The 26,558-nt window shown below is 64.4% G+C and carries 28 protein-coding genes and 1 pseudogene; 16 read left to right on the top strand and 13 right to left on the bottom strand.

Annotated features, from left to right (window positions below; translation table 11 throughout):
- Positions 1-116 precede the first annotated feature (116 nt).
- Positions 117-902, top strand: a complete 786-nt coding sequence (locus HNP49_RS17910; protein ID WP_184685555.1) for a hypothetical protein — start codon at positions 117-119, stop codon at positions 900-902.
- A gap of 14 nt (positions 903-916) precedes the next feature.
- Here the strand turns inward: HNP49_RS17910 and prmB are convergent, their stop codons facing one another.
- Entirely contained in the window at positions 917-1,828 is a 912-nt protein-coding gene (gene prmB, locus HNP49_RS17905) for a 50S ribosomal protein L3 N(5)-glutamine methyltransferase (protein ID WP_184685554.1), read from the bottom strand.
- Positions 1,829-1,945: 117 nt separating this feature from the next.
- Between prmB and HNP49_RS17900 the strand changes: the two genes are divergently transcribed.
- A complete protein-coding gene (locus HNP49_RS17900) occupies positions 1,946-2,266 on the top strand; it encodes a hypothetical protein (protein ID WP_184685553.1) in 321 nt (106 codons plus the stop codon).
- Between the two features lie 36 nt (positions 2,267-2,302).
- Positions 2,303-2,863 carry a Smr/MutS family protein gene (locus HNP49_RS17895; RefSeq protein ID WP_184685552.1) on the top strand — a complete coding sequence of 187 codons (561 nt, stop codon included), beginning with the start codon at positions 2,303-2,305 and terminating at the stop codon, positions 2,861-2,863.
- Positions 2,864-2,869: 6 nt separating this feature from the next.
- Here the strand turns inward: HNP49_RS17895 and HNP49_RS17890 are convergent, their stop codons facing one another.
- On the bottom strand, positions 2,870-4,438 hold the full coding sequence (locus HNP49_RS17890) for an FAD-dependent oxidoreductase (protein WP_184685550.1): 1,569 nt from the start codon (positions 4,436-4,438) through the stop codon (positions 2,870-2,872).
- Positions 4,435-4,884, bottom strand: coding sequence for a hypothetical protein (locus HNP49_RS17885; RefSeq protein WP_184685549.1), 450 nt, complete (start codon positions 4,882-4,884; stop codon positions 4,435-4,437). The genes HNP49_RS17890 and HNP49_RS17885 overlap by 4 nt, the downstream gene beginning before the upstream one ends.
- A 167-nt stretch (positions 4,885-5,051) precedes the next feature.
- Between HNP49_RS17885 and folE the strand changes: the two genes are divergently transcribed.
- Positions 5,052-5,597, top strand: coding sequence for a GTP cyclohydrolase I FolE (folE, locus tag HNP49_RS17880; RefSeq protein WP_184685548.1), 546 nt, complete (start codon positions 5,052-5,054; stop codon positions 5,595-5,597).
- A 1-nt stretch (position 5,598) separates the two neighbouring features.
- Here the strand turns inward: folE and HNP49_RS17875 are convergent, their stop codons facing one another.
- Genes HNP49_RS17875 through HNP49_RS17865 form a run of 3 tightly spaced genes read right to left on the bottom strand, consistent with a single transcriptional unit; the run spans position 5,599 to position 7,917 of the window.
- Positions 5,599-6,126: a GNAT family N-acetyltransferase gene (locus HNP49_RS17875; RefSeq protein ID WP_184685547.1), complete on the bottom strand. Its 528-nt coding sequence runs from the start codon at positions 6,124-6,126 to the stop codon at positions 5,599-5,601.
- A 4-nt stretch (positions 6,127-6,130) separates the two neighbouring features.
- Positions 6,131-6,733 (bottom strand): glutathione S-transferase family protein, encoded by a 603-nt coding sequence (locus HNP49_RS17870; RefSeq protein ID WP_095940032.1) that lies wholly within the window; start codon positions 6,731-6,733, stop codon positions 6,131-6,133.
- A gap of 29 nt (positions 6,734-6,762) precedes the next feature.
- The gene (locus HNP49_RS17865) at positions 6,763-7,917 is read right to left on the bottom strand and encodes a PLP-dependent aminotransferase family protein (protein ID WP_184685546.1); all 1,155 of its coding nucleotides are present in this window, start codon (positions 7,915-7,917) and stop codon (positions 6,763-6,765) included.
- Between the two features lie 80 nt (positions 7,918-7,997).
- On the opposite strand from HNP49_RS17865, the gene HNP49_RS17860 reads away from it, so the two are divergent.
- Positions 7,998-8,450 carry a MarR family winged helix-turn-helix transcriptional regulator gene (locus tag HNP49_RS17860; RefSeq protein ID WP_184685545.1) on the top strand — a complete coding sequence of 151 codons (453 nt, stop codon included), beginning with the start codon at positions 7,998-8,000 and terminating at the stop codon, positions 8,448-8,450.
- 25 nt (positions 8,451-8,475) lie between these two features.
- On the opposite strand, the gene HNP49_RS17855 is transcribed toward HNP49_RS17860, so the two are convergent.
- Positions 8,476-9,102, bottom strand: a complete 627-nt coding sequence (locus HNP49_RS17855) for a hypothetical protein (protein ID WP_184685544.1) — start codon at positions 9,100-9,102, stop codon at positions 8,476-8,478.
- A gap of 208 nt (positions 9,103-9,310) precedes the next feature.
- Here HNP49_RS17855 and HNP49_RS17850 point away from each other — a divergent pair, with 208 nt between their 5' ends.
- Entirely contained in the window at positions 9,311-10,498 is a 1,188-nt protein-coding gene (locus tag HNP49_RS17850) for a benzoate/H(+) symporter BenE family transporter (RefSeq protein ID WP_184685543.1), read from the top strand.
- A gap of 9 nt (positions 10,499-10,507) precedes the next feature.
- On the opposite strand, the pseudogene HNP49_RS17845 reads toward HNP49_RS17850, so the two are convergent.
- Both HNP49_RS17845 and HNP49_RS17840 read right to left on the bottom strand, forming a co-directional pair.
- Positions 10,508-11,396, bottom strand: a pseudogene (locus HNP49_RS17845) (bile acid:sodium symporter family protein); the annotation flags it as partial.
- A gap of 574 nt (positions 11,397-11,970) precedes the next feature.
- Positions 11,971-12,732 (bottom strand): SDR family oxidoreductase, encoded by a 762-nt coding sequence (locus tag HNP49_RS17840; RefSeq protein WP_184685540.1) that lies wholly within the window; start codon positions 12,730-12,732, stop codon positions 11,971-11,973.
- A gap of 151 nt (positions 12,733-12,883) precedes the next feature.
- Between HNP49_RS17840 and HNP49_RS17835 the strand changes: the two genes are divergently transcribed.
- A complete protein-coding gene (locus tag HNP49_RS17835) occupies positions 12,884-13,315 on the top strand; it encodes a GNAT family N-acetyltransferase (protein ID WP_184685539.1) in 432 nt (143 codons plus the stop codon).
- Positions 13,316-13,332: 17 nt separating this feature from the next.
- On the opposite strand, the gene pyrF is transcribed toward HNP49_RS17835, so the two are convergent.
- Positions 13,333-14,028, bottom strand: a complete 696-nt coding sequence (gene pyrF, locus HNP49_RS17830; protein WP_184685538.1) for an orotidine-5'-phosphate decarboxylase — start codon at positions 14,026-14,028, stop codon at positions 13,333-13,335.
- A 192-nt stretch (positions 14,029-14,220) separates the two neighbouring features.
- On the opposite strand from pyrF, the gene HNP49_RS17825 reads away from it, so the two are divergent.
- From HNP49_RS17825 to HNP49_RS17800, 6 genes are all read left to right on the top strand, one after another.
- The gene (locus HNP49_RS17825) at positions 14,221-14,985 is read left to right on the top strand and encodes an ABC transporter substrate-binding protein (protein ID WP_184685537.1); all 765 of its coding nucleotides are present in this window, start codon (positions 14,221-14,223) and stop codon (positions 14,983-14,985) included.
- A 160-nt stretch (positions 14,986-15,145) separates the two neighbouring features.
- Positions 15,146-16,516, top strand: a complete 1,371-nt coding sequence (eat, locus tag HNP49_RS17820; protein ID WP_184685536.1) for an ethanolamine permease — start codon at positions 15,146-15,148, stop codon at positions 16,514-16,516.
- Between the two features lie 76 nt (positions 16,517-16,592).
- On the top strand, positions 16,593-17,987 hold the full coding sequence (locus tag HNP49_RS17815) for an ethanolamine ammonia-lyase subunit EutB (RefSeq protein ID WP_184685535.1): 1,395 nt from the start codon (positions 16,593-16,595) through the stop codon (positions 17,985-17,987).
- The gene (gene eutC, locus HNP49_RS17810) at positions 17,987-18,739 is read left to right on the top strand and encodes an ethanolamine ammonia-lyase subunit EutC (RefSeq protein WP_184685534.1); all 753 of its coding nucleotides are present in this window, start codon (positions 17,987-17,989) and stop codon (positions 18,737-18,739) included. Before HNP49_RS17815 ends, eutC begins: the two co-directional genes overlap by 1 nt.
- A gap of 51 nt (positions 18,740-18,790) precedes the next feature.
- A complete protein-coding gene (locus HNP49_RS17805; RefSeq protein WP_184685533.1) occupies positions 18,791-18,958 on the top strand; it encodes a DUF2897 family protein in 168 nt (55 codons plus the stop codon).
- Positions 18,958-19,734 (top strand): CPBP family intramembrane glutamic endopeptidase, encoded by a 777-nt coding sequence (locus tag HNP49_RS17800; protein ID WP_260407247.1) that lies wholly within the window; start codon positions 18,958-18,960, stop codon positions 19,732-19,734. Before HNP49_RS17805 ends, HNP49_RS17800 begins: the two co-directional genes overlap by 1 nt.
- Here the strand turns inward: HNP49_RS17800 and HNP49_RS17795 are convergent.
- From HNP49_RS17795 to HNP49_RS17785, 3 genes are read right to left on the bottom strand one after another with little or no spacing between them, the layout of a single operon-like run.
- On the bottom strand, positions 19,709-20,509 hold the full coding sequence (locus HNP49_RS17795) for an ABC transporter substrate-binding protein (protein WP_184685531.1): 801 nt from the start codon (positions 20,507-20,509) through the stop codon (positions 19,709-19,711). The two genes, HNP49_RS17800 and HNP49_RS17795, sit on opposite strands and share 26 nt — an antisense overlap.
- Before the next feature lie 57 nt (positions 20,510-20,566).
- Positions 20,567-21,367 carry an ABC transporter substrate-binding protein gene (locus HNP49_RS17790; RefSeq protein WP_184685529.1) on the bottom strand — a complete coding sequence of 267 codons (801 nt, stop codon included), beginning with the start codon at positions 21,365-21,367 and terminating at the stop codon, positions 20,567-20,569.
- Positions 21,368-21,423: 56 nt separating this feature from the next.
- Positions 21,424-22,047 carry a TetR/AcrR family transcriptional regulator gene (locus HNP49_RS17785; RefSeq protein WP_184685586.1) on the bottom strand — a complete coding sequence of 208 codons (624 nt, stop codon included), beginning with the start codon at positions 22,045-22,047 and terminating at the stop codon, positions 21,424-21,426.
- Positions 22,048-22,251: 204 nt separating this feature from the next.
- Here HNP49_RS17785 and HNP49_RS17780 point away from each other — a divergent pair, with 204 nt between their 5' ends.
- From HNP49_RS17780 to atuC, 3 genes are read left to right on the top strand one after another with little or no spacing between them, the layout of a single operon-like run.
- Positions 22,252-24,039, top strand: coding sequence for an acyclic terpene utilization AtuA family protein (locus tag HNP49_RS17780; protein ID WP_184685528.1), 1,788 nt, complete (start codon positions 22,252-22,254; stop codon positions 24,037-24,039).
- A gap of 14 nt (positions 24,040-24,053) precedes the next feature.
- Positions 24,054-24,917, top strand: coding sequence for an SDR family oxidoreductase (locus HNP49_RS17775; protein WP_184685527.1), 864 nt, complete (start codon positions 24,054-24,056; stop codon positions 24,915-24,917).
- Between the two features lie 4 nt (positions 24,918-24,921).
- Entirely contained in the window at positions 24,922-26,538 is a 1,617-nt protein-coding gene (gene atuC / locus HNP49_RS17770; protein WP_184685525.1) for a geranyl-CoA carboxylase subunit beta, read from the top strand.
- Positions 26,539-26,558 lie beyond the last annotated feature (20 nt).

Genomic DNA, 26,558 nt, shown 5'->3' with positions numbered 1-26,558 from the left:
TACCCATGCCGCCTGGGCCTGACACGCCCCGGCAGGGCTGATGAACATCTGCCACAGTTGCAGAGTCGCGTCATTTGGCCGATATAGAGTCAACAACAAGAACTGGCAGCCCCGGCATGAGCGAAACGCCCAGCATCCCTGAAGAACAGCCTGCCGACCCGATTGCCCTGCTCAAGGCGCAATGGGCGGAGCTGAAACCCAAGCAGCACCATCTGCTGCGCCTGGCCGCGCAACCCACCGAACGCGGGGCTGGCGCGCGCCCGCTGCGCTTTGCCGAGCTGGGCAGGGTGGAGCGCCACACCAAGGATCTCAGCCTGTTGCGCCTGACCGTGCAGCTACCCGGGCAAATGCTGCACAAGGAAACCAACCTGCTGGAGGTGTGGGTCAATCACGCCGAGCGCCGCCTCAGTTTCGCCCCCGAGGCTGGCCTGCAGGTCGAACCCGGCAACCGCGGACTGGGCCGCTTTCTCCTGGCCCAGGCCATCAGTTGGGCCCGCCAGCACTTCTCCGCCTATCAGGTGGAAGACTTTGCCCTGGGCATGAAGGGCAGCCTGGACGACGAGAACCGCCTGCGCCGCGACAAGCTGCTGGAAAGCCTGGGTTTTACCGTCGAGTACGAAGACAAGTTGCACATGAAGGGGCGCATCCATGCAGGGCTGGTCGCCGGCCTGAATGCAGACTGGAACCGCGACAAGCTGATGCCGCTGAGCATGCTCGACGCCGGTCAGATGCTGCAGCAGGCCGACCAGAGCCTGCACGAACAGGCGCTGAAGATTCGCGTACTGGAAGAACAGGTACAGGCACGCAAACGCGACGAGTCGGCGCTGCGCTTTACCATCACCCTGCTGGTGCTGTTCGGCCTGTTTGAAGCAGCGCTGGTCTTCCTACTAATGATTTTCTAAGCAGCTACTGCCACTCAGCGCAGGCGCGAGCGAAACAGCGCCTGATGTTCGCGGCACTGCGCTGCCGCCAGCAGGAATACGCCGTGGCCGCCCTCTTCGAACTCCAGCCAGGTGAAATCCACCTCCGGGTACAGCGCCTGAACATGCACCTGGCTGTTACCCACCTCGACAATCAGCACGCCCTGCTCGGTCAGATGATCGGCGGCCTCTGCCAGCATGCGCCGCACCAGATCCAGACCATCCTCGCCACAGGCCAGCCCCAGCGCCGGCTCGTGTTGATACTCGGCCGGCATGTCGGCGAAGTCCTCGGCGTCCACATAGGGCGGGTTGGAGACGATCAGGTCAAAACGCTGCTTGGGCAGACCTTCGAAACCGTCACCCTGAACGGTGTAGACACGGTCTTCCAGACCATGCCGCTCGATGTTCTGGCAAGCCACTTCCAGAGCGTCAAAGGACAGATCGCCCAGCACCACTTCGGCCTCCGGGAAGGCATAGGCACAGGCAATACCGATGCAGCCAGAACCGGTGCACAGGTCAAGAATCCGCGCCGGCGGCCTGGGCAGCCAGGGTTCGAACTGCGCACCAATCAGCTCGGCAATCGGTGAACGTGGCACCAGCACCCGCTCATCGACCAGGAACGGCAAACCGCAGAACCAGGCCTCACCCACCAGATAGGCGGTCGGCACGCGTTCCTCGATGCGGCGACGGAGCAACCATTGCAGATGCTCGCGCTCGCCGTCTTCCAGGCGGCAATCCAGGTAGCTGTCGGCAATCTCGAACGGCAGGTGCAGGGCACCGAGCACCAGATGGCGGGCATCGTCCCAGGCGTTGTCGGTACCGTGACCGAAGAACAGCTCTTCGGCATGAAAACGGCTGACGGCCCAGCGGATATGGTCACGCAGGGTAAGCAGACGGGACGGGTTCACGGCGCACTCCTGAAAAGCGGGTGGGCGATTCTAAACGCATAACGAAGATGACACACCTGCCCCACTGAACTTCTGCCTGATCAGCGGGTCGAACGAGCGAGCCGCTGGAGGAGCCTCATGAAACGCTCGGGAAATTTCAACGCGCGCTGCCTGCGCGACCGTCGCCCCGGACCGTGGCGCTGGCGTCTGCTGGCTGCCTTCGGCGCGCTGCTCAGCGCCGGCGGCGTGCTCCTGCTGCTGGCGACCCTGGCCAGCCTGCTCGGCCAGGCCACTCCGCTCGGCACGGCCAGCTCTTCAACTACTACCATTGCCCTGCTCGGCCTGGGCGCCCTGGGCTCGCTGGCCGGTGGCATCCGCCTGTGGCGCGTCGCGCGCCGCCACCGACGTCAGCACGGGCAACTGTCCTTCGCCCGTGATCTGCTGAAACGCCAACCCTGATCAGGCTAAAATGCCCGCCTCAGTGCGGAGCCTTCCATGCCAGACGATGATTTTTCCCTGTTCACCAGCGAGATGCGCGGTGTCAAACGTATCCAGGTCGACCAGGCCGACACCGGCAAGGTTCGCCCTGATCGCCAGCAGATCCAGCAGCGCCGGCAGAACGCCATGGTGCGCACCACGGAGACCAAGGTCGACGGCCTGTCCGATCAGTTCGTCATCGATGTCGGCGCCGAGGATGAGTTGTACTGGGCCCGCGACGGTGTGCAGGACAGCCAGCTGCGTAAGCTCAAGGCCGGCCAGGTGCCCTTCGAAGGCAGCCTCGATCTGCACGGCATGAGCGTGGAAAAGGCCCGCGAAACACTCTGGGACTTCTTTGCCGAAGCCGCGCGCTACGAAGTCCGTTGCGTACGCGTGACCCACGGCAAGGCCGCGCGTCTCGACGGCAAGCGGCCGATGATCAAGAGCCACGTCAACACCTGGCTGCGCCAGCACCCGCAGGTACTGGGCTTCACCTCCTGCCAGCCCAAGCATGGCGGCACCGGCGCGGTCTACGTGCTGCTCAAGCGCACCATGATGGATGGCCGCGACGAGGACTGAGGCGACTCAACCAGCATCACGCTCTGGCCACAGACTGATGGCCCGTTCGGCCAACGCGGCGATGGTCAGGCTCGGATTGACCCCGACATTGGCCGGGATGCTGCTGCCGTCGATCACATAAAGCCCCGGATGGCCGAACACCTGGTGCCGGGCGTCCACCACGCCCTGCTCGGAGCCGGCCGCCATCACCGCGCCGCCCAGCAGATGGGCCGTCACCGCGCGATTGCCCAGGCTCTCCGGCAGTACGTTCAGCGCCTCACCACCGCTCACCTCGGCAAACGCGCGGGCCGCTCGGTTGGCCTGAGGCAGATAGGTGGGTGAAGCCTCGCCGACGGACAAGCGTGAATCCAGGGCAAAACCGCCCAGTCGCCACCAGCGCCGCCGATAGGCAAAGGCCAGCTGGTTGTCGGCCTGCTGCATCACCGTCAGCACCGAGATACGCCGATACCAGTCCGCCGTGCGCCAGTGCCCCAGCCAATGCAGTGGGCGACGCAGCAATTCGCCCAGTACCTTGCCGGCACGCCGCAACGGCCGCGCGTCATCCACCAGAGGCCCCATGTACAGGCGCATGAAGTTGTAGCTGGGCGGGAAACGGTTCTGGGTGATGTGAGTCTGGGCATCGGCGTGGAAATGGCTGGAAATGGTGGTGCCCTGGCTGACATCCACCCCGGTCCGTCCACGGATCGCCACTATCGCTTCACTGTTGGTGCGCACATGCTCGCCCAGTGCCGCCGGCAGTTGCGTCAGTGTCCGGTAGCGATCGCGACTGGCAAACAGGATCTCCAGGCTGCCGAGCACCCCGGCGGCGACAATCACCTGCGCCGCATCCAGGCTGCGCACCGGTAACATGCGGCTGCGCAGATGCACCCGATAGCCCGCGCCGTGGCGGCTGATATGGCTGACCCGGGTATCGCTGAATACCTGCACGCCCAGCTGGCGCGCCAGATAGAGATAATTCAGGTCAAGGCTGTTCTTCGCCCCCTGCGGGCAGCCGCTGATGCAGCTGCCACAGCGATTACAACCTCGCCGCTGTGGGCCCTGGCCGGCGAAATACGGATCGAGCACAGTATCCTGCGGACCGAAATAGATACCCTGTGGCACCGCTCCGTAACTCCCGGCCGCACCCATGGCCGTAGCAGTCTGCGCCAGCCACTGATCCTGCTGGCCCTGGTAGGGATTGTCGACCACGCCGAGCATCTGCCGGGCACGCTGGTAATGCGGCGCCAGGCTCGCCTGCCAGTCGCTATCGAGAGCCGCCCAGACCGGATCGCGATAGAAGGCCGCTTGCGGCTCCAGCAGCACGGCGGCATACACCAGACTGCCGCCGCCCACGCCGACGCCGTGGACGACGCCAACATTGCGGTAGACCTTCTGCGCCAGCGGGCCACGCAGGCCCAGCGCCGGCGCCCAGAGCAGATGACGCATCGACTGCCCGGAGCGCTGAAAGTCCGCCGCACTGTGTTCGCGCCCCTGCTCCAGCACGGCCACCCGATAGCCCTTCTCGGCCAGACGCAGGGCGCTGACGCTGCCACCGAAGCCCGAGCCAATGATCAGCACATCGAAGGCCTCGCTCATGCCTCGCGCACCAGCAGGAAGGGAAAGCCCAGCCGACGTAGGCCCGGCAGATCGACAAAGGTCAGGCACAGGCAGTGCCGCTCGTCCAGCTGGCGCAGCTCGTCGCGCACCCAGCGCCAGGGCCGGCGCGTCGCCGCACCGTAGCCGAGCGCCGCGCAGGGCTGGCCGTCGAGCCAGGAAGGTTGTTCGCTGCAGGTCATCGGCAGCAACTCATGCCACTGATCGCCGCGGCGCTGCAGATTCACTGCTGCCGTCGAATCGAGAAAGCGCTTGCCGTACCAGCCCGGCATGCCACTCAGGGCAATGCTCGGCCCAGCACTTAGGCGCAGCCACAAGGGCCCGACAAATTCGGCGCGCCAACGCCCTGTCAGCGTGGTCGCGGCAGGCAGGAGACGGTAACGGGCCAGCAGTTGGCCCAGAGAAAGCCGATTGAGCGTATCGATCATGGCGACGCCTTATTGTTAGAGTTATTGCTCTAGACTAATCGCCATCTCCGCCTGCGGCAGCCCGCATATCGGCCAACAACAGGGTGGTAATCGCCAAGGCGAGTGGCACTTGCCAGCAACGAGCGCGCCGCCTACCCTGCGCGGCTGCAAATTTGAGTGGAATTCCCATGTCCCTGGAACAGCAATACACCGCCATTCTCGGTCAACTCGGCGAAGACGTGTCCCGCGAAGGCCTGCTCGACACGCCCAAGCGCGCGGCCAAGGCCATGCAGTACCTGTGTCGCGGCTACCAGCAGACCCTGGAAGAAGTCACCAACGGCGCGCTGTTCAGCTCCGACAACAGCGAAATGGTGCTGGTGAAGAACATCGAGCTGTATTCGCTGTGCGAGCACCACCTGCTGCCCTTCATCGGCAAGGCACATGTGGCCTATATCCCCAACGGCAAGGTGCTCGGCCTGTCCAAGGTGGCGCGCATCGTCGACATGTACGCGCGACGTCTGCAGATTCAGGAAAATCTCAGCCGGCAGATCGCCGAGGCCATCGAGCAGGTGACCGGCGCCCTCGGCGTGGCCGTGGTGATCGAAGCCCAGCACATGTGCATGATGATGCGCGGAGTGGAGAAGCAGAATTCGTCGATGGTCACCTCGGTGATGCTGGGCGAATTCCGCAACAACCCGGCGACTCGCAGCGAATTCCTCAGCCTGGTCAGCTGATCTATTCGAGGCCCAGGCGACGGGCCTGCCAGTCTGCCCGTGACAGGCTGTAGAGCAGCAGGTCCTGCTGGCTTTTGCTGCCCTCCTGCTCCTGCATCTGACCCTGGCGCTGCATGCCGCACTTCTCCAGCACCCGCGCCGCCGCGCGGTTGCGCCGGTAGCAGCTGCCGCGCAGACGCTCCAGTTTCTCGTCCTCGAACAGGTAATCGATAATCCGTGCCAGAGCCTCGGTGGCGTAGCCCTGGCGCCGATATGCCGGAGCGATCCAGCAGGACAGCTCGGCCTCGTCATCGTCCAGCGAGGCATTGAGCATGCCCAGGCAGCCATTCAGCGAGCGATTGCCACGCGGGCCGACCGCCCAGGTCAGCTCACCGGATTCGCCGGCCAGCAGGTCCGCCACCCAGCCGTCGAGCATGCGCGGCAACTTGTGCATGCCGCCCAGCACCGCCGGATCGCCGCGCAGCGCCTGGCCGTCCTGCAGCCCCAGGGGGCGCAGGTGCAGGCGGGCGCTGAGCAGCTCGACGCTCATGGTCTCAGTCGTACATGCCAACGTGACGCGGATGACTGGCCACCCGTGCCAGCCAGGCGTTGATTGCCGGGAAGCCGGACAGGTCGAAACCGCCCTCGTGGGCCACGTGGGTGTAGGCGTACAGGGCGATATCGGCGATGGTGTAGCTGTCGCCGACCAGGTACGGCGTGCGCATCAGCTGCTGCTCCATCACCGCCAGCGCCTTGTAGCCGTCGATGTGGCAACGCTCATACTCGGCACGACGCTCCTCGGGCAGCCCCTGATAGAACTGGATGAAACGCGCCACGGCGACAAACGGCTCATGGCTGTACTGCTCGAAGAACTGCCACTGCAGCACCTGGGTGCGCAGGCGAGGCTCGCGCGGCAGCAGCTCGCTGCCGTCGGCCAGGAAGTTGAGAATGGCATTGGACTCCCACAGGCAGGTGCCGTCTTCCAGCTCCAGCACCGGGATCTTGCCGTTGGGGTTCTTGGCCAGAAAGGCCTCGCTGCGGGTCTCGCCCTTGAGAATATCGACCGCCACCCACTCATAGGGAATATCCAGCAGGTGCAGGGCCAGCTTGACCTTGTAGCAGTTGCCGGAACGGTAATCGCCGTAGACCTTGTACATCCCCTTCTCTCCTTAAACTGACGGCTGACTCACTGCTGCGCCTCACGGACCACGGCGGCCAAACGGCGCAGGCCCTCGCCCAGTCGCTCCGGTTCCACATGGCTGAAGTTAAGACGCAAATGCCCCGGATGGGCATCCGGCTCGGTAAAGAACGGCTCACCGGGCATGAACGCGACGTTCTGCGCCATGGCCGGCTGCAGCAGGGTGCGGGTATCCAGCGGCTGCTTGAGGGTCAGCCAGAAGAACAGCCCGCCCTGCGGCACCTGCCAGTCGGCCAGGTCACTGAAGTGTTCCTCCAGCGCGGCCTGCATGGCATCACGGCGCTGGCGGTAGAAATCGCGCAGCTCGGCCAGGTGCGCGTGGTACTGCTCGGTGCCCAGCCACTGCAAAGCCTGCCACTGACCGATGCGGTTGGTGTGCAGGTCGGCCGACTGTTTCAGACGCAGCAGATGCGGGAACAGGTCCGGAGTGGCAATCAGGAAGCCCACGCGCAGGCCTGGCAGCAGGGTCTTGGACATGGTGCCGGTGTAGATCCAGCTGGCGCGCTTGAGGCGGCTGACGATCGGCGTGGCACTGCCCTCATCGAACACCAGCTCGCGATAGGGTTCATCTTCGATCAGGGTGACATTGAACTCGTCCAGCAACGCCGCCACGGCGTCGCGCTTGGCTTCGCTGTAACGTACCGCCGAGGGGTTCTGGAAAGTCGGGATCAGGTAGGCGAACGCCGGCTTGTGCTGCTCCAGGCGCGCGCGCAGTGCCGCAAGCTCGGGGCCGTCGGCCTCCTGCGGCACGGTCAGGCAGTCGGCACCGAACAGCTGGAACGACTGCAGCGCGGCCAGGTAGGTCGGCGCCTCGACCAGAATCTCGGTACCCGGATCGATGAACAGCTTGCTGGCCAGGTCCAGGGTCTGCTGCGAGCCACACACCACCAGCACCTGGCTCGCCTCGCAGGGTACGCCCAGCTTGCGCGCTTCCTCGGCAATGCGCTCGCGCAGCTCCGGCTCGCCCTCGCTCATGCCGTACTGACTCATGCTCGCCGGCATGCCGCTCCAGTCCACCTTCGGCAGCATCGGCTCGGCCGGCAGGCCGCCCGCGAAGGACATCACCTCTGGGCGCTGGGCCGCGGCGAGGATTTCACGGATCAGGGAGCTTTTCAGGCGGGAAACACGTTCGGAGAAGGCCATGGGGACACCGGATGCTAAAGCGGATAAATTAAGTCGAACTGATTGACCGAAACTACGCCAACCACCACAGATACGTCAACATGCCTGACCTAAAAAACCCAACCGTTCAGCAGCAGGCGATGGAAGCCTTCTTCTTCGGCTACCAGGCATTCACCGCCAAACCGGACGAAATCCTCGCCCGCCGCGAGCTGTCGCGGGTGCATCACCGCATCCTGTTCTTCATCGCCAAGTACCCGGACCTGAGCGTCAAGGAACTATTGACCTACCTGGGCGTGAGCAAGCAGGCGCTGAATACGCCGCTGCGCCAGCTGATGGAGATGCATCTGGTGGAGAGTGTGGTGGCCGCCGATGACAAACGTAAGCGCCTGCTCAGCTTCACGCCCGAGGGCGCCAAACTGGAAAAAGCCCTGCGCCGCGAACAGGCCCGCCTGCTGGAGCGCGTGTTTGATGAGGTCGGCGCCCAGGCGGTCGAGAACTGGCTGAGCGTCAACCAGGCGCTGGGGCGCATTCGCCAGGCCGAGCACAGCGACTAGCTGGTCGCCAGCGTTTCAGTAGCGGCTAAGCCTCTTGCAGCTCGGCGGCCACACGGAAAAACAGCAGCATCTGCGCCAGCAGAGCCCCGATCAGCGGTAACGGCGCGAGCAGAGCCAGCAGCAGGCTCATCAGCATCACCCCGCCAGCAATGTCCAGCCAGGCCATGAGGCGAAAGGACGGGTAGACGTTTTCCACCCGCAACAGACGAATCCCCAGCCACAGACTGATGGCGCCCAGCACGAACACCCCGGCCAGGCTCAGCAGCAGCGGCCAGTCCAGCTCGCCACTCGGTTCGCCCAGTAGCAGCATGCCGCCCTCGAACAGCAGGGAAAACAGCACCATGGCCCACACCGGGCGCTGCAAGCCTTGGGCATTGAAGCGGGTTTCGGCCAGTTGCTTGAGCTGCAGCAGCAGGTAGCAACCCAGCAATACCAGCGCCACGCCCAGCCAGTCATTGAGGACCTGCAGCTGCGCCTGCTCCAGCCAAGCACCGGCGAAGGATGACAACCACACCAGGACATTGCCCAGCACCGCGGCCAGGCTCAGCCAGCCCAGCAGATTGAGGCGAGCCGCCGTCCAGCCGGCCAGCTCGCGGGGCTGACTATCCACCAGCGGCACCGCGGGTGTGGCGAAGGGGTTGTCATCCTGCATGATGTCTCTCCGGGCGCTTGTCTGCCTGCGACTCTAGCAGTCCCGACAACTGTATGGGCCTTTCGTCCTCCGGCTGTATCGCGACATGCACAGTTGCACAAATCTATGCTGCCGCGCTCAACTGCACCTGAGCTTTGGCTGTGCAATCGACACGCGCACAGTTCTCGGACACGGGTTCATCTCAGCAATCGCATTCCGGAGCGCCCTGATGTCGGCCAATCCGCTGCGCCAGTTCTGGCGCGACAGCTCGCTTTCGGCCCTGGTCGCCGGCTTCATCGCCATGCTCACCGGGCACACCAGCGGCCTGGTACTGATTTTCCAGGCCGGCCAGGCCGCCGGACTGGACAGCGGGATGATCGCCTCGTGGATCTGGGCCCTGTCGCTGGGCATGACCTGCTGCACCATCGGTTTGTCGCTGTACTACCGCGCCCCCATCGTGGTGGCCTGGTCGACACCGGGCGCGGCCCTGCTGATCAGCAGCCTGCCGGGTGTGACGTTCAACGAAGCCATCGGCGCTTATCTGGTGTGCGCCCTGTTGCTGACGCTGGTCGGCATCACCGGCACCTTCGAGCGCCTGCTGCGTCACCTGCCCAATTCGCTGGCGGCCGCCCTGCTGGCCGGCATCCTGTTCCGCATTGGCAGCGAAATCTTCCTCGCCGCCCAGAGCCAGCTGCTGCTGGTGCTGGCCATGCTGTTCAGTTACCTGCTGATCAAGCGTTTGCAGCCGCGCTATGCGGTGCTGGCCGCCTTACTGGTGGGCGCGGCGCTGGCCGGCGCCAACGGCCTGCTCGACCTGTCGCAGGTACCGCTGCAGCTGGCCGTCCCGCAGTGGACAACGCCGACGTTCAGCCTGAGTGCCGTGATCAGCATCGGTCTGCCGTTGTTCGTGGTGGCCATGGCCTCGCAGAACATTCCGGGCCTGGCCGTGTTGCGCGCCGATCACTACCCGGTGCCCGCTTCGCCACTGCTCAGCGTGACCGGTTTCGCCTCGCTGCTGCTGGCACCAATGGGCAGTCACGGCGTCAATCTGGCCGCCATCACCGCCGCCATCTGCACGGGCCCGCAGGCCCATGAAGACGCCACCAAGCGTTATACCGCTGCAGTTTTCTGTGGTCTTTTCTATGCGCTCGCGGGTCTGTTTGGCGCCAGCCTGGTGGCACTGTTCGCCGCCCTGCCCAAGGCGCTGCTGCTGTCGGTGGCGGCCATCGCCCTGTTCGGCTCCATCGGCAATGGCCTGCAGGCCGCCCTGCACCATGCCGAGGAGCGCGAGGCGGCACTGCTGACCTTCATGCTCACGGCCTCGGGCATCAGCCTGGGCGGTATCGGCTCGGCCTTCTGGGGGCTGCTGCTGGGCCTGGCCGTGCTGTGGATCGGCAAGCTCGGCCAGCGCGCCTGAATCAACCCGGTCAGGCCGCGCTGCCGGCCAGCTCGCGGCCATGCACGCGATTGACCAGCCAGCCGAATACCCCGGCCGTGAAGAACATGATGAAGCCGTAGATCGCCGGCGGAATGGCCATGGTCGGGTTGTTCAGCAACGCCGGGCTGAGCGCCAGGGCAATGGCCAGTGTGCCGTTGTGAATACCGATCTCCATGCCGATGGCAATCGACTGCTTCAAGCTCAGACGCATCAGCCGCGGCACCCAGTAACCCACTGCCAGGCTGACCAGATTGAAGACCAGCGCGGCCAGGCCGACTTCCGCGGCATAGCTGGTGACAGTGGCCCAGTCCTTGATCACCGCCAGCACGATAACCAACGCCAGGAACAGTGCCGAGAGAATCTTCACCGGTTTGTCCATGAGCGCAGCAAAGCCAGGCGCCATGCGCCGCACCAGCATGCCGATAGCCACCGGCCCGAGCACAATGAGGAATACCTGCAGCACCTTGCCGAACTGCAGCGGCAGAGCCTGATCGGCGGCCATGAAGTAGTTCATCGACAGGTTGACGATGATCGGCATGGTCAGCACCGCGATCACCGAGTTCACCGCCGTGAGGGTAATGTTCAGCGCCACGTCGCCATGGGCCAGGTGGCTATACAGGTTGGCACTGGTGCCGCCCGGCGAAGCCGCCAGCAGCATCAGGCCCACGGCCAGGGCCGGCGCCAGGGCAAAGCCCTTAGCGATGAAGAAACAGGCCACCGGCAGGATCAGAATCTGGCAAACCAGGCCGATGAGCACCGGCTTGGGGTACTTCACCACCCGGGCGAAATCCGCCAGCGTCAGCGACAGCCCCAGACCGAGCATGATGATGCCCAGGGCGGCGGGAAGGAAAATGGTCAGCAAGGGATCGGCAGTCATTGTTTTTATTCTCAAACAGGAAACTGCCGCGATTGTGCGCAGAGCAAGGCGCTGCTCGCCAGTGGCCCTGGCGGCCAGATGCCGGCAATTTGTAAGCGAAAACAAGCAGGAAACGACAGTGCTGATGCTATTCGCTGCAGCAGAGGTTCGTTAAGCACACATGCCTTACTGCATTGAGGCCTAAGTTTTTACTTCAGCCCATCTGCAAGAACCATTTGGCGTGCCCGCAACCTCCACGCTTTCAACAGTTTGACCTGAACGGTCAGGCAGGGCACACACGCCCCTTTCGTCCGGCTGAGTGCAGTCGTTGTGAAGAGGGGTAAGCCGCAGGGAGCGGCGCAAGCGGCGATGGGCCAGGGATGGCCCTTCGCCGAGGCCCCTCGGAGCAATGACGGAACGAAGGCACCCTGCGCGAAGCGCAGGGCCGGATGACGGGGCTAGACCTTTTGGTTTCTTTTGGGGCAATGCCAAAAGAAACTCGCCCAGCAGGGCGAAAATGAGCATCCAAGCCACTTCGGCAATGAGCGGAGCATGCGGTGCTTTGAGCGAGTCGCATTACTCCACTGCTCTCTGCTTACATCGCCGTCACGCCACCATCAATCGCCAACGCCTGACCGGTGGTGAAGGCAGCAGCATCGCTGCACAGGTAAAGCACCGCGGCAGCCACCTCCTCCACCTTGCCAATACGCCCGACCGGGTGCATGGCTGCGGCAAACTCGCCCTTCTTCGGATCGGCCTCGTAGGCGCGGCGGAACATGTCGGTATCAATCACCGCCGGACAGATGGCATTCACGCGGATTTTCTTCTTCGCATACTCGATGGCGGCCGATTTGGTCAGACCGATCACCGCATGTTTGGAGGCGCTGTAGATGCTCATCTTAGGCGCCGCGCCAAGGCCGGCCACCGATGCGGTGTTGACGATCACGCCACCGCCCTGGGCCAGCAGCAGCGGCAGCTCGTGCTTCATGCACAGCCACACGCCCTTGACGTTGACGCCCATGATGGCGTCGAACTCGGCCTCGCTGCCCTCGTTGAGCTTGCCCTTCTCGATCTCGATCCCCGCATTGTTGAAGGCGTAGTCCAGACGGCCGTACTGCTCCTTGATGGTCGCCATCAGCGCCACCACCTGCTCGTCGCGGCTGACATCGCAGCGCACGAAGATCGCTTCGCCGCCTGCAGCGCGGATCAGCTCGACAGTACCTTCACCACCCACGACATCGAGGTCAGAGACCACCACCTGCAGACCTTCACCAGCAAATGCCAGGGCAGTGGCGCGGCCGATACCGGCGGCACCGCCGGTCACCAGGGCCACTTTTCCAGAATATGTAGCACTCATGCAGCATCCTCCCATTGAATGGCCGGCAGTCTAGCCAGCCGGTCCACGGCAGGGGCAGCACTATCAGGCCGCTGTAGCAGACGTCATGCAGGTAACTGATGAAGAACGCGCTGAGCGTCGATAGACTGCCGCCTCATCCAGGAGGACTGCCATGACACAGAAGGAAAACTACCGTTTCAGCCTGGGCCGCGACGACAAGGCACACGAAGTTGTGCGCTCAGGGCTTGAAGCCTTCAATACGACCCTGATAGGGGAAAACCCCTACCACGACTTCGCCCTCTATGCCCGCGACGGGCAGGATCAGGTGGTTGGCGGGATGTTCGGTCACTCAGGAGCAGGCTGGCTCTATATCGACTATTTGTGGCTACACGACAGCCAACGCGGCCAGGGCCTCGGTGCGCACCTGCTGAGTCTGGCCGAAGAGGAGGCCCGGCAGCGCGGTTGCGTCGGTGTATTCCTCTACACCTACAGCTTCCAGGCACCGGGTTTCTATCAGAAACAGGGCTATCAGCCGATGGGCGTACTGGACGACTGCCCGCCGGGTTACCAGCGCATCTACCTGAAGAAATCCCTGACGGCCTGAGCCGTCAGGTCAACACCTCAGGCCAGTTCAGCGACCACAGCGGCCAGAGCAGCAGCCGGATCAGCCGCCTGGCTGATCGGCCGGCCGATGACCAGATAATCAGAGCCGGCAGCCAGCGCCTGGCTGGGCGTGAGGATGCGCTTCTGGTCATCCGCGGCGCTGCCAGCCGGACGAATCCCCGGCGTGACCAGCTGCAGCTGCGGCTGGGCGGCCTTGAGCGCCACCGCTTCCTGCGCGGAACAGACCAGACCGTCCAGACCGGCCTGTGCCGCCAGGCCGGCCAGACGCAGCACCTGCTCCTGCGGGGCGATGTCCAGGCCGATGCCGGCCAGATCGCTCTGCTCCATGCTGGTCAGCACCGTTACACCGATCAGCAACGGCTTGTTGCCGGCCAGACGGTCCAGCTCCTCGCGGCAGGCACTCATCATGCGCAGACCACCGGAGCAGTGCACATTGACCATCCACACCCCCAGCTCGGCAGCGGCCTTGACCGCCATCGCCGTGGTGTTGGGGATATCGTGGAATTTCAGGTCGAGGAACACCTCGAAGCCCTTGTCCTGCAGCGCTTCGACCACCGCCGGGCCACAGCGGGTGAACAGTTCCTTGCCGACCTTGACCCGGCACTGCGCCGGATCGAGCTGGCCGGCCAGGGCCAGTGCCGCATCGCGGGAGGGAAAGTCGAGGGCAACGATGATCGGGGTCTGGCAGGCCATGGCGAAATCTCGGGCAATAACGAATCGGCGCGCATTGTAGCCGAAGGCCGCCGCCCTGCCGACCATCGCCCACCACAACGCCCGCGATGCAGGTCGGCCCGAGTGCGAAAACACGGGGAGTTCTGCCGCTTGCGACATAAACCACCTATTCTCAACAGCACAGCCCTCCACTCGCAGCCAGGAATCTCCTCCATGATCCACCGCCTGCGCCCCGCCCTGCTGTTGTTGCTCTGCCTGACTATGCCGGTAAGCGCCGAGCCGCCGGTGCCCCTGAGCTACCTGACCGAAGCCTATCCGCCCTACAACTACAGCGATGACAACATCCTGCGCGGCATCGCCGTGGACCTGCTGATCAGCGCCAGTCAGCACACCCGTCAGCCGGTCTCCCGCGGCGAAATCCGCCTGCAACCCTGGCCACGGGCCTATCGCACGGCACTCAACAAGGCCAACACCGTACTGTTCTCCACCACCCGCACCGAGGAACGGGAAAAGCTCTTCAAGTGGGCCGGCCCCATTGCCACCACTCGCGTGGTGCTGCTGGCGCGCAAGTCGCAGCGGATTCGCATCGAGTCGCCCGCAGACCTGCAGCGCTATCGCATTGGCACAGTGCCCGACGACATTGGCGAGCAACTGGTGCTGGCCATGGGCGCGAGTGCCACACAGCTGAAGCATTCATCCAATGCCAGCGCCCTGGCCCAGCAACTGCAGGCCGGCCGTATTGATCTGTGGGCCTATGAGGAAAACGTCGCCCATTGGTTCCTGCGCAATGCCAAGCTCAATCCCGATGACTTCGAGTCGGTCTACCTGCTCAAGCAGGGCGAGCTGTGGTACGCCTTCAACCCCCAGGTCAACGATGCCCAGGTCAGCGAGCTGCAACAGGCCATCGATCAACTGCGCCAGCTGCCCGGCCGCGTCGGCAAGACGCGCTACGACGATATCCTGCTCGATTATCTATAGGGTCTGCGCCGTGATTGTGCGAAGCAACGCGCGGCTGCGCCATTGGCGGGCGAATCAGCCCGTCTGGAACCGCGCCAGGGCGCGTCTTTACTGACTTGACGCGCCTGGCATAGACCATGCTTTAGCGGTTGACACCTAAGTCAACTTCGAGGGTTACAGCATGGGCACAACACTCAAAGCCAGTCTCGGAACCCCGCACCTGTGGGGCATCGCCGTAGGCCTGGTCATTTCCGGCGAATATTTTGGCTGGAGCTACGGTTGGGGCGTGGCAGGAACCCTGGGGTTCCTCATCACCGCTCTGCTGGTGGCGACCATGTACACCTGTTTCATCTTCAGCTTCACCGAACTGACCACTGCCATTCCCCATGCCGGCGGGCCTTTCGCCTACAGCCGGCGGGCCTTCGGCGAGCGCGGCGGGCTGATCGCCGGTCTGGCCACCCTGATCGAATTTGTTTTCGCCCCGCCGGCCATCGCCATGGCCATCGGCGCCTATCTCAACGTGCAGTTCCCGGGCCTTGATCCCAAACTCGCGGCCGTGGGTGCCTACATCATCTTCATGGGCCTGAATATTGTCGGGGTCAGCATTGCCGCCACCTTCGAGCTGGTGGTGACCATCCTCGCGGTGGTCGAACTGCTGGTGTTCATGGGCGTGGTGGCACCCGGTTTCAGCTTCAGCAACTTCGTGCTCAACGGCTGGGCCGGCAGCAACGAGTTCAGCCTCGGGGCGATCTCCGGCATCTTCGCCGCCATCCCCTTCGCCATCTGGTTCTTCCTCGCCATCGAAGGCGCGGCCATGGCGGCCGAGGAAGCCAAGGACCCGCAGCGCACCATTCCCAAGGCGTACATCAGCGGCATCCTGACCCTGGTGCTGCTGGCTCTTGGCGTGATGATCTTTGCCGGCGGCGTGGGCGACTGGACCGTCCTGTCCAACATCAACGACCCGCTGCCCCAGGCGATGAAGACCGTGGTCGGTGAGAACTCCGGCTGGCTGCACATGCTGGTGTGGATCGGCCTGTTCGGTCTGGTCGCCAGCTTCCACGGCATCATCCTTGGCTACTCGCGGCAGTTTTTCGCCCTGGCCCGCGCCGGCTACCTGCCGGCAGGCCTGGCCAAGCTCAACCGCTTCCACACCCCGCACCGCGCCATCATCGCCGGCGGGCTGATCGGCATCGCCGCCATCTACAGCGACGGCCTGATCAACCTGCAGGGCATGAGCCTGACCGCCGCCATGATCACCATGAGCGTGTTCGGTGCCATCGTCATGTACATCATGAGCATGCTCAGCCTGTTCCGTCTGCGTCAGACCGAGCCGAACCTGCCGCGCAGCTTCATGGCGCCGGGCTACCCGGTGATTCCGGCCATTGCCCTTGCTCTCGCTCTGGTCTGCCTGGTGGCCATGGCCTGGTTCAACACCACAATCGGCCTGATCTTCCTCGGTTTCATGGCCGCCGGCTTCGTCTGGTTCCAGTTCACCGCTCATCATCGCGAAGCCGCAGCTGGCGATACCCTGCTCACCGGCGGTGCTGCTTAACTAGCCTGACAAACTATTGAGAAAGTCCCCGAGCCGTGCCCCATCGGGCACGGCTTTTCCCTGTTCGGAGTCAGCGATGGCCTACCAGACCAGCGTCGGCAACACCCTGTACAGTTTTCCCGATCTCAAGACCCTGCTGGCCAAGGCCAGCCCGGCCCGCTCCGGTGACTATCTGGCGGGGCTTGCAGCCGCCACCTACGAAGAGCGAATGGCCGCCAAGATCGCCCTGGCTGATGTGCCGCTCAAGACCTTCCTCAACGAGGCACTGATCCCCTACGAGCAGGACGAAGTGACCCGCCTGATCATCGACCGCCACGACACGAATGCCTTCGCCCCGATCAGTCACCTGACGGTCGGCGACCTGCGCGACTGGCTGCTGCTCGACAGTACCGACAGCGTCACGCTGGCCGCTGTGGCACCGGGGATAACCCCGGAAATGGCAGCCGCCGTAAGCAAGCTGATGCGCAACCAGGACCTGATTCTGGTCGCCCGAAAGTGCCGGGTAATCACCCGCTTTCGCAACACCATCGGCCTGCCCGGTCACCTCTCGGTGCGCCTGCAGCCCAATCACCCCACCGACGATGTGCGCGGCATCGCCGCCAGCCTGCTCGACGGCCTGTTCTATGGTTCGGGCGACGCCACGGTGGGAATCAACCCGGCCAGCGACTCACTGCCGACACTGATGCGCCTGTGGCAGATGATGGATGAGGTACGCCAGCACTTCGATATCCCCATGCAGAGCTGCGTGCTCACCCACGTCACCACGCAGATCCAGGCCATCGAGGCTGGTGCGCCCATCGACCTGGTGTTCCAGTCCATCGCCGGCAGCGAGAAGACCAATGCCAGTTTCGGCGTGTCGCTGGCCATCCTCAGGGAAGCCCACGAGGCGGCTTTGAGCCTCCAGCGCGGCACAGTCGGCGACAACTGCATGTACTTCGAAACCGGTCAGGGCAGCGCGCTGTCGGCAGGCGGCCACCACGGTGTCGACCAGCAGACCTGCGAGGCCCGCGCCTATGCCGTGGCGCGCGAGTTCCGCCCGCTGCTGGTCAACACCGTGGTCGGCTTCATCGGCCCAGAGTACCTGTACGACGGCAAGCAGATCATTCGCGCCGGTCTGGAAGACCACTTCTGCGCCAAGCTGCTGGGGCTGCCGATGGGCTGCGACGTCTGCTACACCAACCATGCCGAAGCCGATCAGGACGACATGGACAGCCTGCTGACCCTGCTCGGCGCAGCCGGCATCAGCTTCATCATGGGCATCCCCGGCGCCGACGACATCATGCTCAATTACCAGAGCACCTCGTTTCACGACGCGCTGTACCTGCGTTCGGTCCTGGGCCTAAAGCGTGCCCCCGAATTCGACGCCTGGCTGACGCGCATGGCGATCACCGAAGCCAGCGGCGCGCTGCGCGAGATCGGCCGCGGCCACCACCTGCTCAAACAACTGCCCTTCGTTTCGGGAGCCGCCTGATGGACCTGATCCAGCACAATCCCTGGGACGAACTGCGCGCCCATACCTCGGCGCGCATCGCCCTGGGCCGCGTCGGATCAAGCCTGCCGACCGCAGAGGTGCTCAAGTTCGGCCTGGCCCATGCCCAGGCCCGCGATGCCGTGCACCGACCGCTGGACTTTGCCACCCTGCGCAGCCAGCTCGAAGCTCATGGCTTTCGCTGTCTGCAGGTCGCCAGTGACGCACCCGACCGCCCCACCTACCTACTGCGTCCGGACAAGGGCCGCCGGCTCCAGGCGCCCTGTGCCGCGCGCCTGCAACAGGAAGCACCTGCCCCGGAACTGGCCATGGTTCTCGCCGACGGCCTTTCCGCCATCGCCATTCAGCGCCATGCCCTGCCCCTGCTCGAACTGTTTCGTCAGCACTTCGACACCGACTGGGCCAACACCCCCGTGGTGCTGGCCGAACAGGGCCGCGTGGCGATTGGCGACGGCATCGGCGAAGCCTTGCGCGCGCGCCTGGTCATCGTAATGATCGGCGAACGCCCCGGGCTCAGCTCGCCGGACAGCCTGGGCATCTACCTGACCTACCAGCCCAGACCGGGCATGATGGACAGCCAGCGCAACTGCATCTCCAACGTGCGCCCGGAAGGCCTGCCCTATGCCCTGGCGGCGCACAAGCTGGACTTTCTCGCCCGCCAGGCCCTGCGCCTGCGGCTGTCCGGCGTCGAGCTGAAGGATGACAGCAGCCTGCAAAATGTTCTGAGCAACTGACAGCGCTGGCGTACAAGGCTATTGTGGAGCGCTCAATCCAAGGAGAACTCCATGCCCTGGTACGCCTGGCTGATCATCATCCTCGCGCTTGGCTCCATCGTCGGCAGCCTGATGCTGCTGCGCGACAGCGCGCGCAAGCTGCCGCTGAGCGAGGAACAGCTCAAGCGCATCCGTGAACGCAATGCCGAGGCCGATGCCAAGGACGCCGAGAACCGTTGATGTCGCCGACACAAGGACGTGGATACGCGCCCTGGTACTGGATGCTACCGCTGACCTGGCTGGCCTTTGGTGGGGCACTGGGCCAGATTTCTCTTATCGGTCTGTTGCTGGGTTTTCTGTTTGTTCTTTGGCTGGCGTGCAGCCCGCGCATCGCGCCTTGGCTCTGGCGCTGCGTCACCCTCCTGAGCAGCCTGGCTCTGGCTGCCCATCTGCTGCCGGGCTTCACCCCGCTGCCGCTGAGCGAGCCATTGGCCTACAGCCCGGACGCCCGTCCCGTGCTGCTGCGCCTGTCGTGGGACAAGGTGCTGGCCGGTCTGGGGTTGCTCGGCTGGTGGCTGCAAGAGCCCAGGCACGTCCCTGCACGCTGGCCGGCTGTGCTGCTGGTTAGCCTGCTGACCCTACTGCTGGTCCCTCTGGTAGCCCTGACTCTGGGCGTGGTCGGCTGGCAGCCGAAGTGGCCGGAACAACTGGCACTGTGGCTGGCGCTGAATCTGAGCGGCGCGGTATTGGCCGAGGAGCTGCTGTTTCGCGGATTGCTGCAACGCTGGCTGGTGCAGCAACTTGGCACCGTGGCGGGCCTTGGCCTGACGGCCCTGCTGTTCGGCGCCGCCCACTGGCCATTCAGCCCGCTATTTGCCGCAGTCGCCGTGCTGGCGGGTCTGGGCTACGGCCTGGTCTTCCACTTGAGCGGTCGCCTGTGGCCGGCCATGGCCCTGCACCTGGCGGTCAACCTCTGCCACGTGTTGCTTCTCACCTATCCGTTACGTGAGCTTTGACCTGCACTCCATAGGGTTCGAAGATGCGCTGCAGCTCACCGGAGTGACGCAATTGCTCCAGCAGCGCCTGCAGCCGGGCCGACGTGATCGTCGCCTGCGGACGCAGCAGCATGTAATGCCGGTAGGTCTGGTCGACCTGCTCCCCCACCAGCAGTTGCGCCTGGAGTGCCGGCTCGCGTAACTGCCGCTCCTGCAGCCAGCTGCGGGTCAGCAAGCCGATATCGGCACGCCCGCGCAGGACCAGGCCAAGAATGCTGTCGTGGGAATAGGTCAGCTCGGCGTTGTATTGCTCGCGCAGCAGCTGCGGGTCGTTGGCAAAACCGGAAAAACCGTAGTGATAGCCCTTGAACAGAGCCAGGCGCTTGCCCTGCAGCGGCTGGAAGAAGCTCTGGTCCCGTCCAGGCCGAGCCTGCGCCACATAGATCTCGGCATCTTCCAGGCCCATTTCCAGGCGGGCGGCGGCAATCCCCTGCCAGCCCCAGTCTGGATTCTCGAATACCGCCAGGTCGATCTGGCCGTCGCGCAGATCACTGAAGCGCCGGGCCAGTGAAGTGCTGCGGGCAATAAATCGATAGTCCTGCTGCTGGCGATTGAGCGCGCGGAGCAACTGCGCGAGCAGGCCCCGCTCGGGCTCATCGGCATACACATAGGGAGGGAAATGCACACTGGCGACTCTGATCTCAGGCGCTGCAACCTCAGGCACAGCCGCCCGGCCTTCCTGGCTCCAACTCAACAGCGCCACACACCCCAGCGCCCACAAGAACGTCCTGCTCATGGCCTTACCCAGCAAATCCTTATCGGCACAACCTTAGCGCATTTCCTGATCAATTAGTCAGTGTGCCGCCATCTTCTCGCCGTGCATGGACAGCTCATAACGCTGCAGCAGCGGCAACAGGACGCCAGCATCCTTCAGTTCGCCGAGCAGGTGCTGCAACCGGACACCATCCAGTGGTGCCTGAGGGCGCAACAAAGCCCGATGGTGATAGACCTGATCCTCACGCTCGGAAACCAGCAGTTGGCTGCGATACTCCGGGTGATCGCGGAAGTACAGCGCCAGGTAGGAGCGCGTCACCACCGCCAGGTCGGCGCGATCACGCAGGACCATCAGCAGGTTGCTGTCATGGGAATAGGTGAACGCCACCTTGAAATGCTGCTTGAGGTAGTCGGGATCGGCATTGAAGCCGGCGAAGCCATAGTGGTAGCCGCTGTACAGGGCAAAGCGCTTGTCCGCCAGTTCGAGGAAGTAGCGCTGGTCTCGCCCTGCTTCCTGGCGCGCTACATACACCTCGGCATCCTCGATATGCAGATCCGCGCTCTGGTGCGGCGTGGACTGCCAGCCCCAGGCTGGTGATTCAAAAAGGATCAGGTCGAAGCGCGCCGTTTGCAGGTCGGCGTAGCGGCGGGTCACCGAGGTCGGCACCAGACTGAAGTGATAGTCGCCTTGCGTACGATTCAGGGCTGCCAGCAACTCCGGCAGCAGGCCAGAGGGCGTTGCCGACTCGGGTTTGATGGCATAGGGCGGGAAGTGGTAGGCACCGACCCTGACCTCTTGCCCAGCCGCCTGAACCACGCCGCCAAGCAGCAGCGCAGACAGCAGCACTCCACGAAACAGTTGGCGCCAGTGGGAAATCATCAAGGCCTCTTCAGATACCGCGGGGCTTTTATGATTTCAGCCTAGCCGATAACCGCTCAATTGTCCTTGATCACCAGCGACAAGGCTTCTTCGGCCAACTGATCGAGGGTCATCGGGCCATCGGGGCGGAACCAGGTGGTTGTCCAGCTGAGCGCACCGGTGAGAAAGCGGCGGATGATGAACGGATCGGCCTTGAAGTAGCCGGCGGCCTTGGCCTCGCCCAGCACCTGCAGCCACAACTGCTCGTAGGTGTCACGCAGGCCGAGGATGTAGTCGCGGCCCTCGGCGGACAGCGAACGCCACTCGTACACCAGCACGCCCATGGCCTCGCCGGTGCCGCCCATGATCGACTGCAGCTCACAGCGGATCAGCGCCAGCACGCGCTCATGCAGGTTATTGGCCTCGGCCAGCGACGCATGCATCAGTGCGGTGTTGTAGATGATGGTTTCTTCCATCACCGAACGCAGTATCTCGTCCTTGCTCTTGAAGTGGTGAAAGATGCTGCCGGACTGGATGCCGACCGCGCTGGCCAGATCACGCACTGTGGTGCGCTCGTAGCCCTTGCTGCGGAACAGGTGAGCAGCGGTCTGCAGCAATTTGCCACGGGCGCTCTCCGGATCGGTGACCTGGCCGGAGGCGACCACCTGCTGCATCACCTCACGGGCTTTTTGTTCGTCCAGGCTCATCAATCCCCCAATTCGCGCAATCGTCACGCCACCCTCCAATCGAAGGATGGCGCCCAAGTAGTTGTCTTGGGGCGGAATTTAGGCCTTGGCCGACTACCAAGCAAGCGCTTGGGTAAAAATATGCGCCAGACTCTTTTCAACCAAGCGCTTGCTTGGTAGTGTTCATCCCACCTTATTCATGTGTTGCGGATAACTCCAATGACCAAGACCGTACGCATCGGCTGCGCTTCCGCCTTCTGGGGCGATACCTCCAGCGCCGCCGCCCAGCTGGTTAAGGGCGCCGAGCTCGACTACCTGGTGTTCGACTACCTCGCCGAAGTGACCATGTCCATCATGGCCGGCGCGCGCATGAAGAAGCCGGACGAAGGCTATGCCACCGACTTCGTCGACGTGCTCGCCCCGCTGCTGGGCGAGATCGCGCAGAAGAAGATCCGCGTGATCAGCAACGCCGGCGGCGTCAACCCAGCCTCCTGCGCCAAAGCCCTGGCCGCGGCCTGCGAGAAGGCCGGCGTCAATCTGAAGATCGCCGTGCTGCATGGCGATAACCTGCAGCCCAAGCTGGGCGAGCTGGCCAAGGCCGAAACCCGCGAGATGTTCACCGGTGCCCCGCTGCCGCCGATGTGCGTGTCGGTCAATGCCTACCTCGGCGCACCGGGCATAGTCGCCGCGCTGGAAGCGGGTGCCGACATCGTCATCACCGGCCGCGTGGTCGACAGCGCGGTGGTCAGCGCCGCGCTGGTACATGAGTTCGGCTGGAGCTGGACCGACTACGACAAGCTGGCCCAGGCCGCGCTGGCCGGTCATATCATCGAATGCGGCGCGCAGTGCACCGGTGGCAACTTCACCGACTGGCGCGATGTGCCGGACTACGAACATATCGGCTTCCCGATCGTCGAGGTGCAGGCCGATGGCCACTTCGTGGTTGCCAAACCCGAAGGCACCGGCGGGCTGATCTCCACCCTGTCGGTCGGCGAGCAGATGCTCTACGAGATCGGCGACCCGCGCGCCTACTACCTGCCCGATGTGGTCTGCGACTTCACCGGTGTTGAGCTGATCCAGGTCGGCACCAACCGTGTGGAGCTGAAAGGCGCCCGTGGCCTGGCGCCGACCACGCAGTACAAGGTCAGCGCCACCCACCCGGACGGTTTCCGCTGTACCGCCAGCTGCCTGCTGGCCGGTATCGATGCGGCAGCCAAGGCCGAGCGCGTCAGCCAGGCCATCATCGCCAAGACCGAAGAGATGTTCGCCGAGCGTGGCTGGGGGCCGTATAAGGAAGTGTGCATCGAGCTGCTGGGCACCGAGGCCACCTATGGACCGCGCAGCCAGCGCACTGACACCCGCGAAGTGGTGGTCAAGCTCGGCGTGCGTCACGCAAAGAAAGAAGCGCTGATCCTGTTCTCCCGCGAGATCGCCCAGGCGGCCACCGGCATGGCGCCGGGCCTGACCGGAATCGTCGGCGGCCGCCCTACCGTGTACCCGGTGATCCGCCTGTTCAGCTTCCTGGTCGACAAGAGCGCCTGCGCGCTGGAAGTGGAGATCGACGGTGAGCGCCGGCCGGTCACCCTGCCGGAAGTCGCTGTGTTCGACGCCGGCCAGGTCGCCAGCGCAGCCGCCCTGCCCGCTCCGAACGGCAGCGCCGATGCGACCGTGCCGCTGGTCAAGCTGGCCGTGGCCCGCTCCGGCGACAAGGGTAACCACAGCAATATCGGCGTGATGGCCAGAAAGCCCGAGTATCTGGCGTGGATCGCGGCTGCGCTCAGCGAAGGCGCCGTGGCGCAATGGATGCATCATGTGCTCGACGGCCAAACCGGCAAGGTCAGCCGCTGGCACCTGCCGGGCAGCCACAGCCTGAACTTCCTGCTGGAAAACGCCCTGGGCGGTGGCGGCGTCGCCAGCCTGCGCATCGACCCGCAGGGCAAGGCCTTCGCCCAGCAGTTGCTGGAATTCCCGATTCCGGTGCCGCGTGCACTGGCTGACAGCCTGTAAGGACAACACGCACGATGAGTTACGACTCCGTATTCAAGCCCGGCCTGTTCAGCGGCCAGACCATTCTGGTCACCGGCGGCGGCAGCGGCATCGGCCGCTGCGTGGCCCACGAACTGGCCCACCTGGGCGCCCAGGTGGTGCTGGTCGGGCGCAAGCTGGAAAAGCTGGAAACCACCTGCGGCGAAATCCTCGAGGACGGCGGCCAGGCCAGCTTCCAGGTGTGCGACATCCGTGACGAGGAAGCGGTCAAGGTCATGGTCAAGGCGGTGCTCGCCGAGCACGGCCCCATCCATCACCTGGTCAACAACGCCGGCGGCCAGTTCCCGGCCCCGCTGATCGGCATCAACCAGAAAGGCTTCGAGACGGTGGTGCGAACCAACCTGGTCGGCGGTTTCCTGGTGGCCAAGGAAGTCTATCTGCAGAGCATGAGCAAGACCGGCGGCAGTATCGTCAACATGCTCGCCGACATGTGGGGCGGCATGCCAGGCATGGGCCACTCCGGCGCCGCGCGGGCCGGCATGGAGAACTTCACCAAGACCGCCGCCTACGAGTGGGGCCATTCGGGGGTGCGGGTCAATGCCGTGGCGCCGGGCTGGATTGCCTCCAGTGGCATGGACACCTACCCCGAATCGATGAAGAACATGATCCGCAACCTCAAGGATCACGTGCCTTTGCAACGCATCGGCACCGAGTCGGAGGTGGCCTCGGCCATCGTCTTCCTGCTCACCCCCGGCGCCAACTTCATCAGCGGCAACACCATCCGCATCGACGGGGCCGCCAGCCAGGGCACCCGCGCCTGGACCCTGGGCAAGGCGAAATCCAGCGAGTCCTACAACGGCTTCCACCGGGCCTATGTGCCCGACGTGTTCAAGGAGTAATCCGATGCCTGTCATCCAGTCGGAAATCGACGTTCACGGCGATGGCTTCGCGCAGAACCGCGAGGCCATGCTTGCCGCCATCGCCAGCTTCCGCGACGTGGAGCAGAAGGTGCTGGACAAGGCCAATGAGGCCAAGGCCAAGTTCGAGCGCCGTGGCCAGCTGCTGCCACGCGAGCGCCTGAACCTGCTGCTCGACCCGGGCGCGCCGTTCCTCGAGCTGTCCTCGCTGGCCGGCTACAAGCTGCACGACGACAAGGACGGCAGCATGGCCGGCGGCGGCATCATTGCCGGCATCGGCTACATCGCCGGTGTGCGCAGCCTGGTGATTGCCAACAACAGCGCGATCAAGGGCGGCACCATCTCCCCCACCGGCCTGAAGAAATCCCTGCGTCTGCAGCAGATTGCCTTCGAGAACAAACTGCCGGTGGTGACCCTGGCCGAAAGCGGCGGTGCCAACCTCAACTACGCCGCCGACATCTTCGTCGAGGGCGCGCGCGGCTTTGCCAACCAGGCGCGCATGTCGGCCATGGGCCTGCCGCAGATCACCGTGGTGCACGGCTCCAGCACCGCCGGCGGCGCCTACCAGCCGGGTCTGTCCGACTACGTGGTGGTGGTACGCGGCAAGGCCAAGATGTTCCTCGCAGGCCCGCCCCTGCTCAAGGCTGCCACCGGTGAAGTGGCCACCGACGAGCAACTGGGCGGCGCCGAGATGCATGCCCAGGTCGCCGGCACCGCCGAATACCTGGCCGAGAACGACGCCGATGGCGTGCGCCTGGCCCGCGAGATCGTCGGCATGCTGCCGTGGAACGCGCAACTGCCGGCGCGCCCGGCCAAGACCTGGCGCGAGCCGTTGTACCCGGCCGAGGAACTGCTGGGCATAGTCCCGGCCGATGCCAAGAAGCCCTACGACGTGCGCGAGATCATCGCGCGCATCGCCGACGGTTCCGAGTTCCTCGACTTCAAGAACGAGTTCGACAGCCAGACCGTCTGCGGCCACCTGCAGATCGAAGGTCACAGCTGCGGCATCATCGGCAACAACGGCCCGATCACCCCGCGTGGCGCCGCCAAGGCTGCCCAGTTCATCCAGCTGTGCGAGCAGAGCAATACGCCGATCCTGTTCTTCCACAACACCACCGGATTCATGGTGGGGACGGAATCGGAACAGAACGGCGTGATCAAGCACGGCTCGAAGATGATCCAGGCCGTGGCCAACGCCACCGTGCCCAAGCTGACCATCGTCGTCGGCGGCTCCTACGGCGCCGGCAACTACGCCATGTGCGGCCGCGGCCTCGACCCGCGCTTTATCTTCGCCTGGCCCAACAGCAAGACCGCCGTGATGGGCGGCGCGCAGGCCGGCAAGGTGCTGCGCATCGTTACCGAGGAGAAACACCTCAAGGAAGGCAAGGAAGCCGATCCGAAAATGCTCGACATGCTCGAGCAAGTCACTGCGCAGAAACTCGACAGCCAATCCACCGCGCTCTACGGCACCGCCAGCCTGTGGGACGACGGCCTGATAGACCCGCGCGATACCCGCAAGCTGCTGGGCTTTCTGCTCGACATCTGCGCGGAGGCCGCGGTTCGGCCGCTCAAATCGTCCACCTTCGGCGTCGCCCGCCTGTAACCCCATTTAGGAGCCTGCAT

It is taken from the genome of Pseudomonas fluvialis (assembly GCF_014207935.1).
In the GTDB taxonomy this organism is placed as follows: domain Bacteria; phylum Pseudomonadota; class Gammaproteobacteria; order Pseudomonadales; family Pseudomonadaceae; genus Aquipseudomonas; species Aquipseudomonas fluvialis_A.
Note: the sequence above shows the minus strand (reverse complement) of the source record. Positions and strands in the feature narration are given on the sequence as shown.

Excerpts from the sequence above, each read along its gene's own strand:
- folE (WP_184685548.1), top strand. The coding sequence starts at position 5,052 with ATGTCCCTGGAACAGCAATACACCGCCATTCTCGGTCAACTCGGCGAA.
- HNP49_RS17780 (WP_184685528.1), top strand. The coding sequence starts at position 22,252 with ATGACCAAGACCGTACGCATCGGCTGCGCTTCCGCCTTCTGGGGCGAT.
- HNP49_RS17825 (WP_184685537.1), top strand. The coding sequence starts at position 14,221 with ATGATCCACCGCCTGCGCCCCGCCCTGCTGTTGTTGCTCTGCCTGACT.
- HNP49_RS17855 (WP_184685544.1), bottom strand. The coding sequence starts at position 9,102 with ATGCAGGATGACAACCCCTTCGCCACACCCGCGGTGCCGCTGGTGGAT.
- HNP49_RS17890 (WP_184685550.1), bottom strand. The coding sequence starts at position 4,438 with ATGAGCGAGGCCTTCGATGTGCTGATCATTGGCTCGGGCTTCGGTGGC.
- HNP49_RS17860 (WP_184685545.1), top strand. The coding sequence starts at position 7,998 with ATGCCTGACCTAAAAAACCCAACCGTTCAGCAGCAGGCGATGGAAGCC.
- HNP49_RS17805 (WP_184685533.1), top strand. The coding sequence starts at position 18,791 with ATGCCCTGGTACGCCTGGCTGATCATCATCCTCGCGCTTGGCTCCATC.
- HNP49_RS17910 (WP_184685555.1), top strand. The coding sequence starts at position 117 with ATGAGCGAAACGCCCAGCATCCCTGAAGAACAGCCTGCCGACCCGATT.
- HNP49_RS17815 (WP_184685535.1), top strand. The coding sequence starts at position 16,593 with ATGGCCTACCAGACCAGCGTCGGCAACACCCTGTACAGTTTTCCCGAT.
- HNP49_RS17865 (WP_184685546.1), bottom strand. The coding sequence starts at position 7,917 with ATGGCCTTCTCCGAACGTGTTTCCCGCCTGAAAAGCTCCCTGATCCGT.
- HNP49_RS17900 (WP_184685553.1), top strand. The coding sequence starts at position 1,946 with ATGAAACGCTCGGGAAATTTCAACGCGCGCTGCCTGCGCGACCGTCGC.
- HNP49_RS17835 (WP_184685539.1), top strand. The coding sequence starts at position 12,884 with ATGACACAGAAGGAAAACTACCGTTTCAGCCTGGGCCGCGACGACAAG.
- HNP49_RS17895 (WP_184685552.1), top strand. The coding sequence starts at position 2,303 with ATGCCAGACGATGATTTTTCCCTGTTCACCAGCGAGATGCGCGGTGTC.
- pyrF (WP_184685538.1), bottom strand. The coding sequence starts at position 14,028 with ATGGCCTGCCAGACCCCGATCATCGTTGCCCTCGACTTTCCCTCCCGC.
- HNP49_RS17800 (WP_260407247.1), top strand. The coding sequence starts at position 18,958 with ATGTCGCCGACACAAGGACGTGGATACGCGCCCTGGTACTGGATGCTA.
- atuC (WP_184685525.1), top strand. The coding sequence starts at position 24,922 with ATGCCTGTCATCCAGTCGGAAATCGACGTTCACGGCGATGGCTTCGCG.
- HNP49_RS17875 (WP_184685547.1), bottom strand. The coding sequence starts at position 6,126 with ATGAGCGTCGAGCTGCTCAGCGCCCGCCTGCACCTGCGCCCCCTGGGG.
- HNP49_RS17870 (WP_095940032.1), bottom strand. The coding sequence starts at position 6,733 with ATGTACAAGGTCTACGGCGATTACCGTTCCGGCAACTGCTACAAGGTC.
- HNP49_RS17790 (WP_184685529.1), bottom strand. The coding sequence starts at position 21,367 with ATGATTTCCCACTGGCGCCAACTGTTTCGTGGAGTGCTGCTGTCTGCG.
- HNP49_RS17795 (WP_184685531.1), bottom strand. The coding sequence starts at position 20,509 with ATGAGCAGGACGTTCTTGTGGGCGCTGGGGTGTGTGGCGCTGTTGAGT.
- HNP49_RS17850 (WP_184685543.1), top strand. The coding sequence starts at position 9,311 with ATGTCGGCCAATCCGCTGCGCCAGTTCTGGCGCGACAGCTCGCTTTCG.
- eat (WP_184685536.1), top strand. The coding sequence starts at position 15,146 with ATGGGCACAACACTCAAAGCCAGTCTCGGAACCCCGCACCTGTGGGGC.
- HNP49_RS17840 (WP_184685540.1), bottom strand. The coding sequence starts at position 12,732 with ATGAGTGCTACATATTCTGGAAAAGTGGCCCTGGTGACCGGCGGTGCC.
- HNP49_RS17775 (WP_184685527.1), top strand. The coding sequence starts at position 24,054 with ATGAGTTACGACTCCGTATTCAAGCCCGGCCTGTTCAGCGGCCAGACC.
- eutC (WP_184685534.1), top strand. The coding sequence starts at position 17,987 with ATGGACCTGATCCAGCACAATCCCTGGGACGAACTGCGCGCCCATACC.
- HNP49_RS17885 (WP_184685549.1), bottom strand. The coding sequence starts at position 4,884 with ATGATCGATACGCTCAATCGGCTTTCTCTGGGCCAACTGCTGGCCCGT.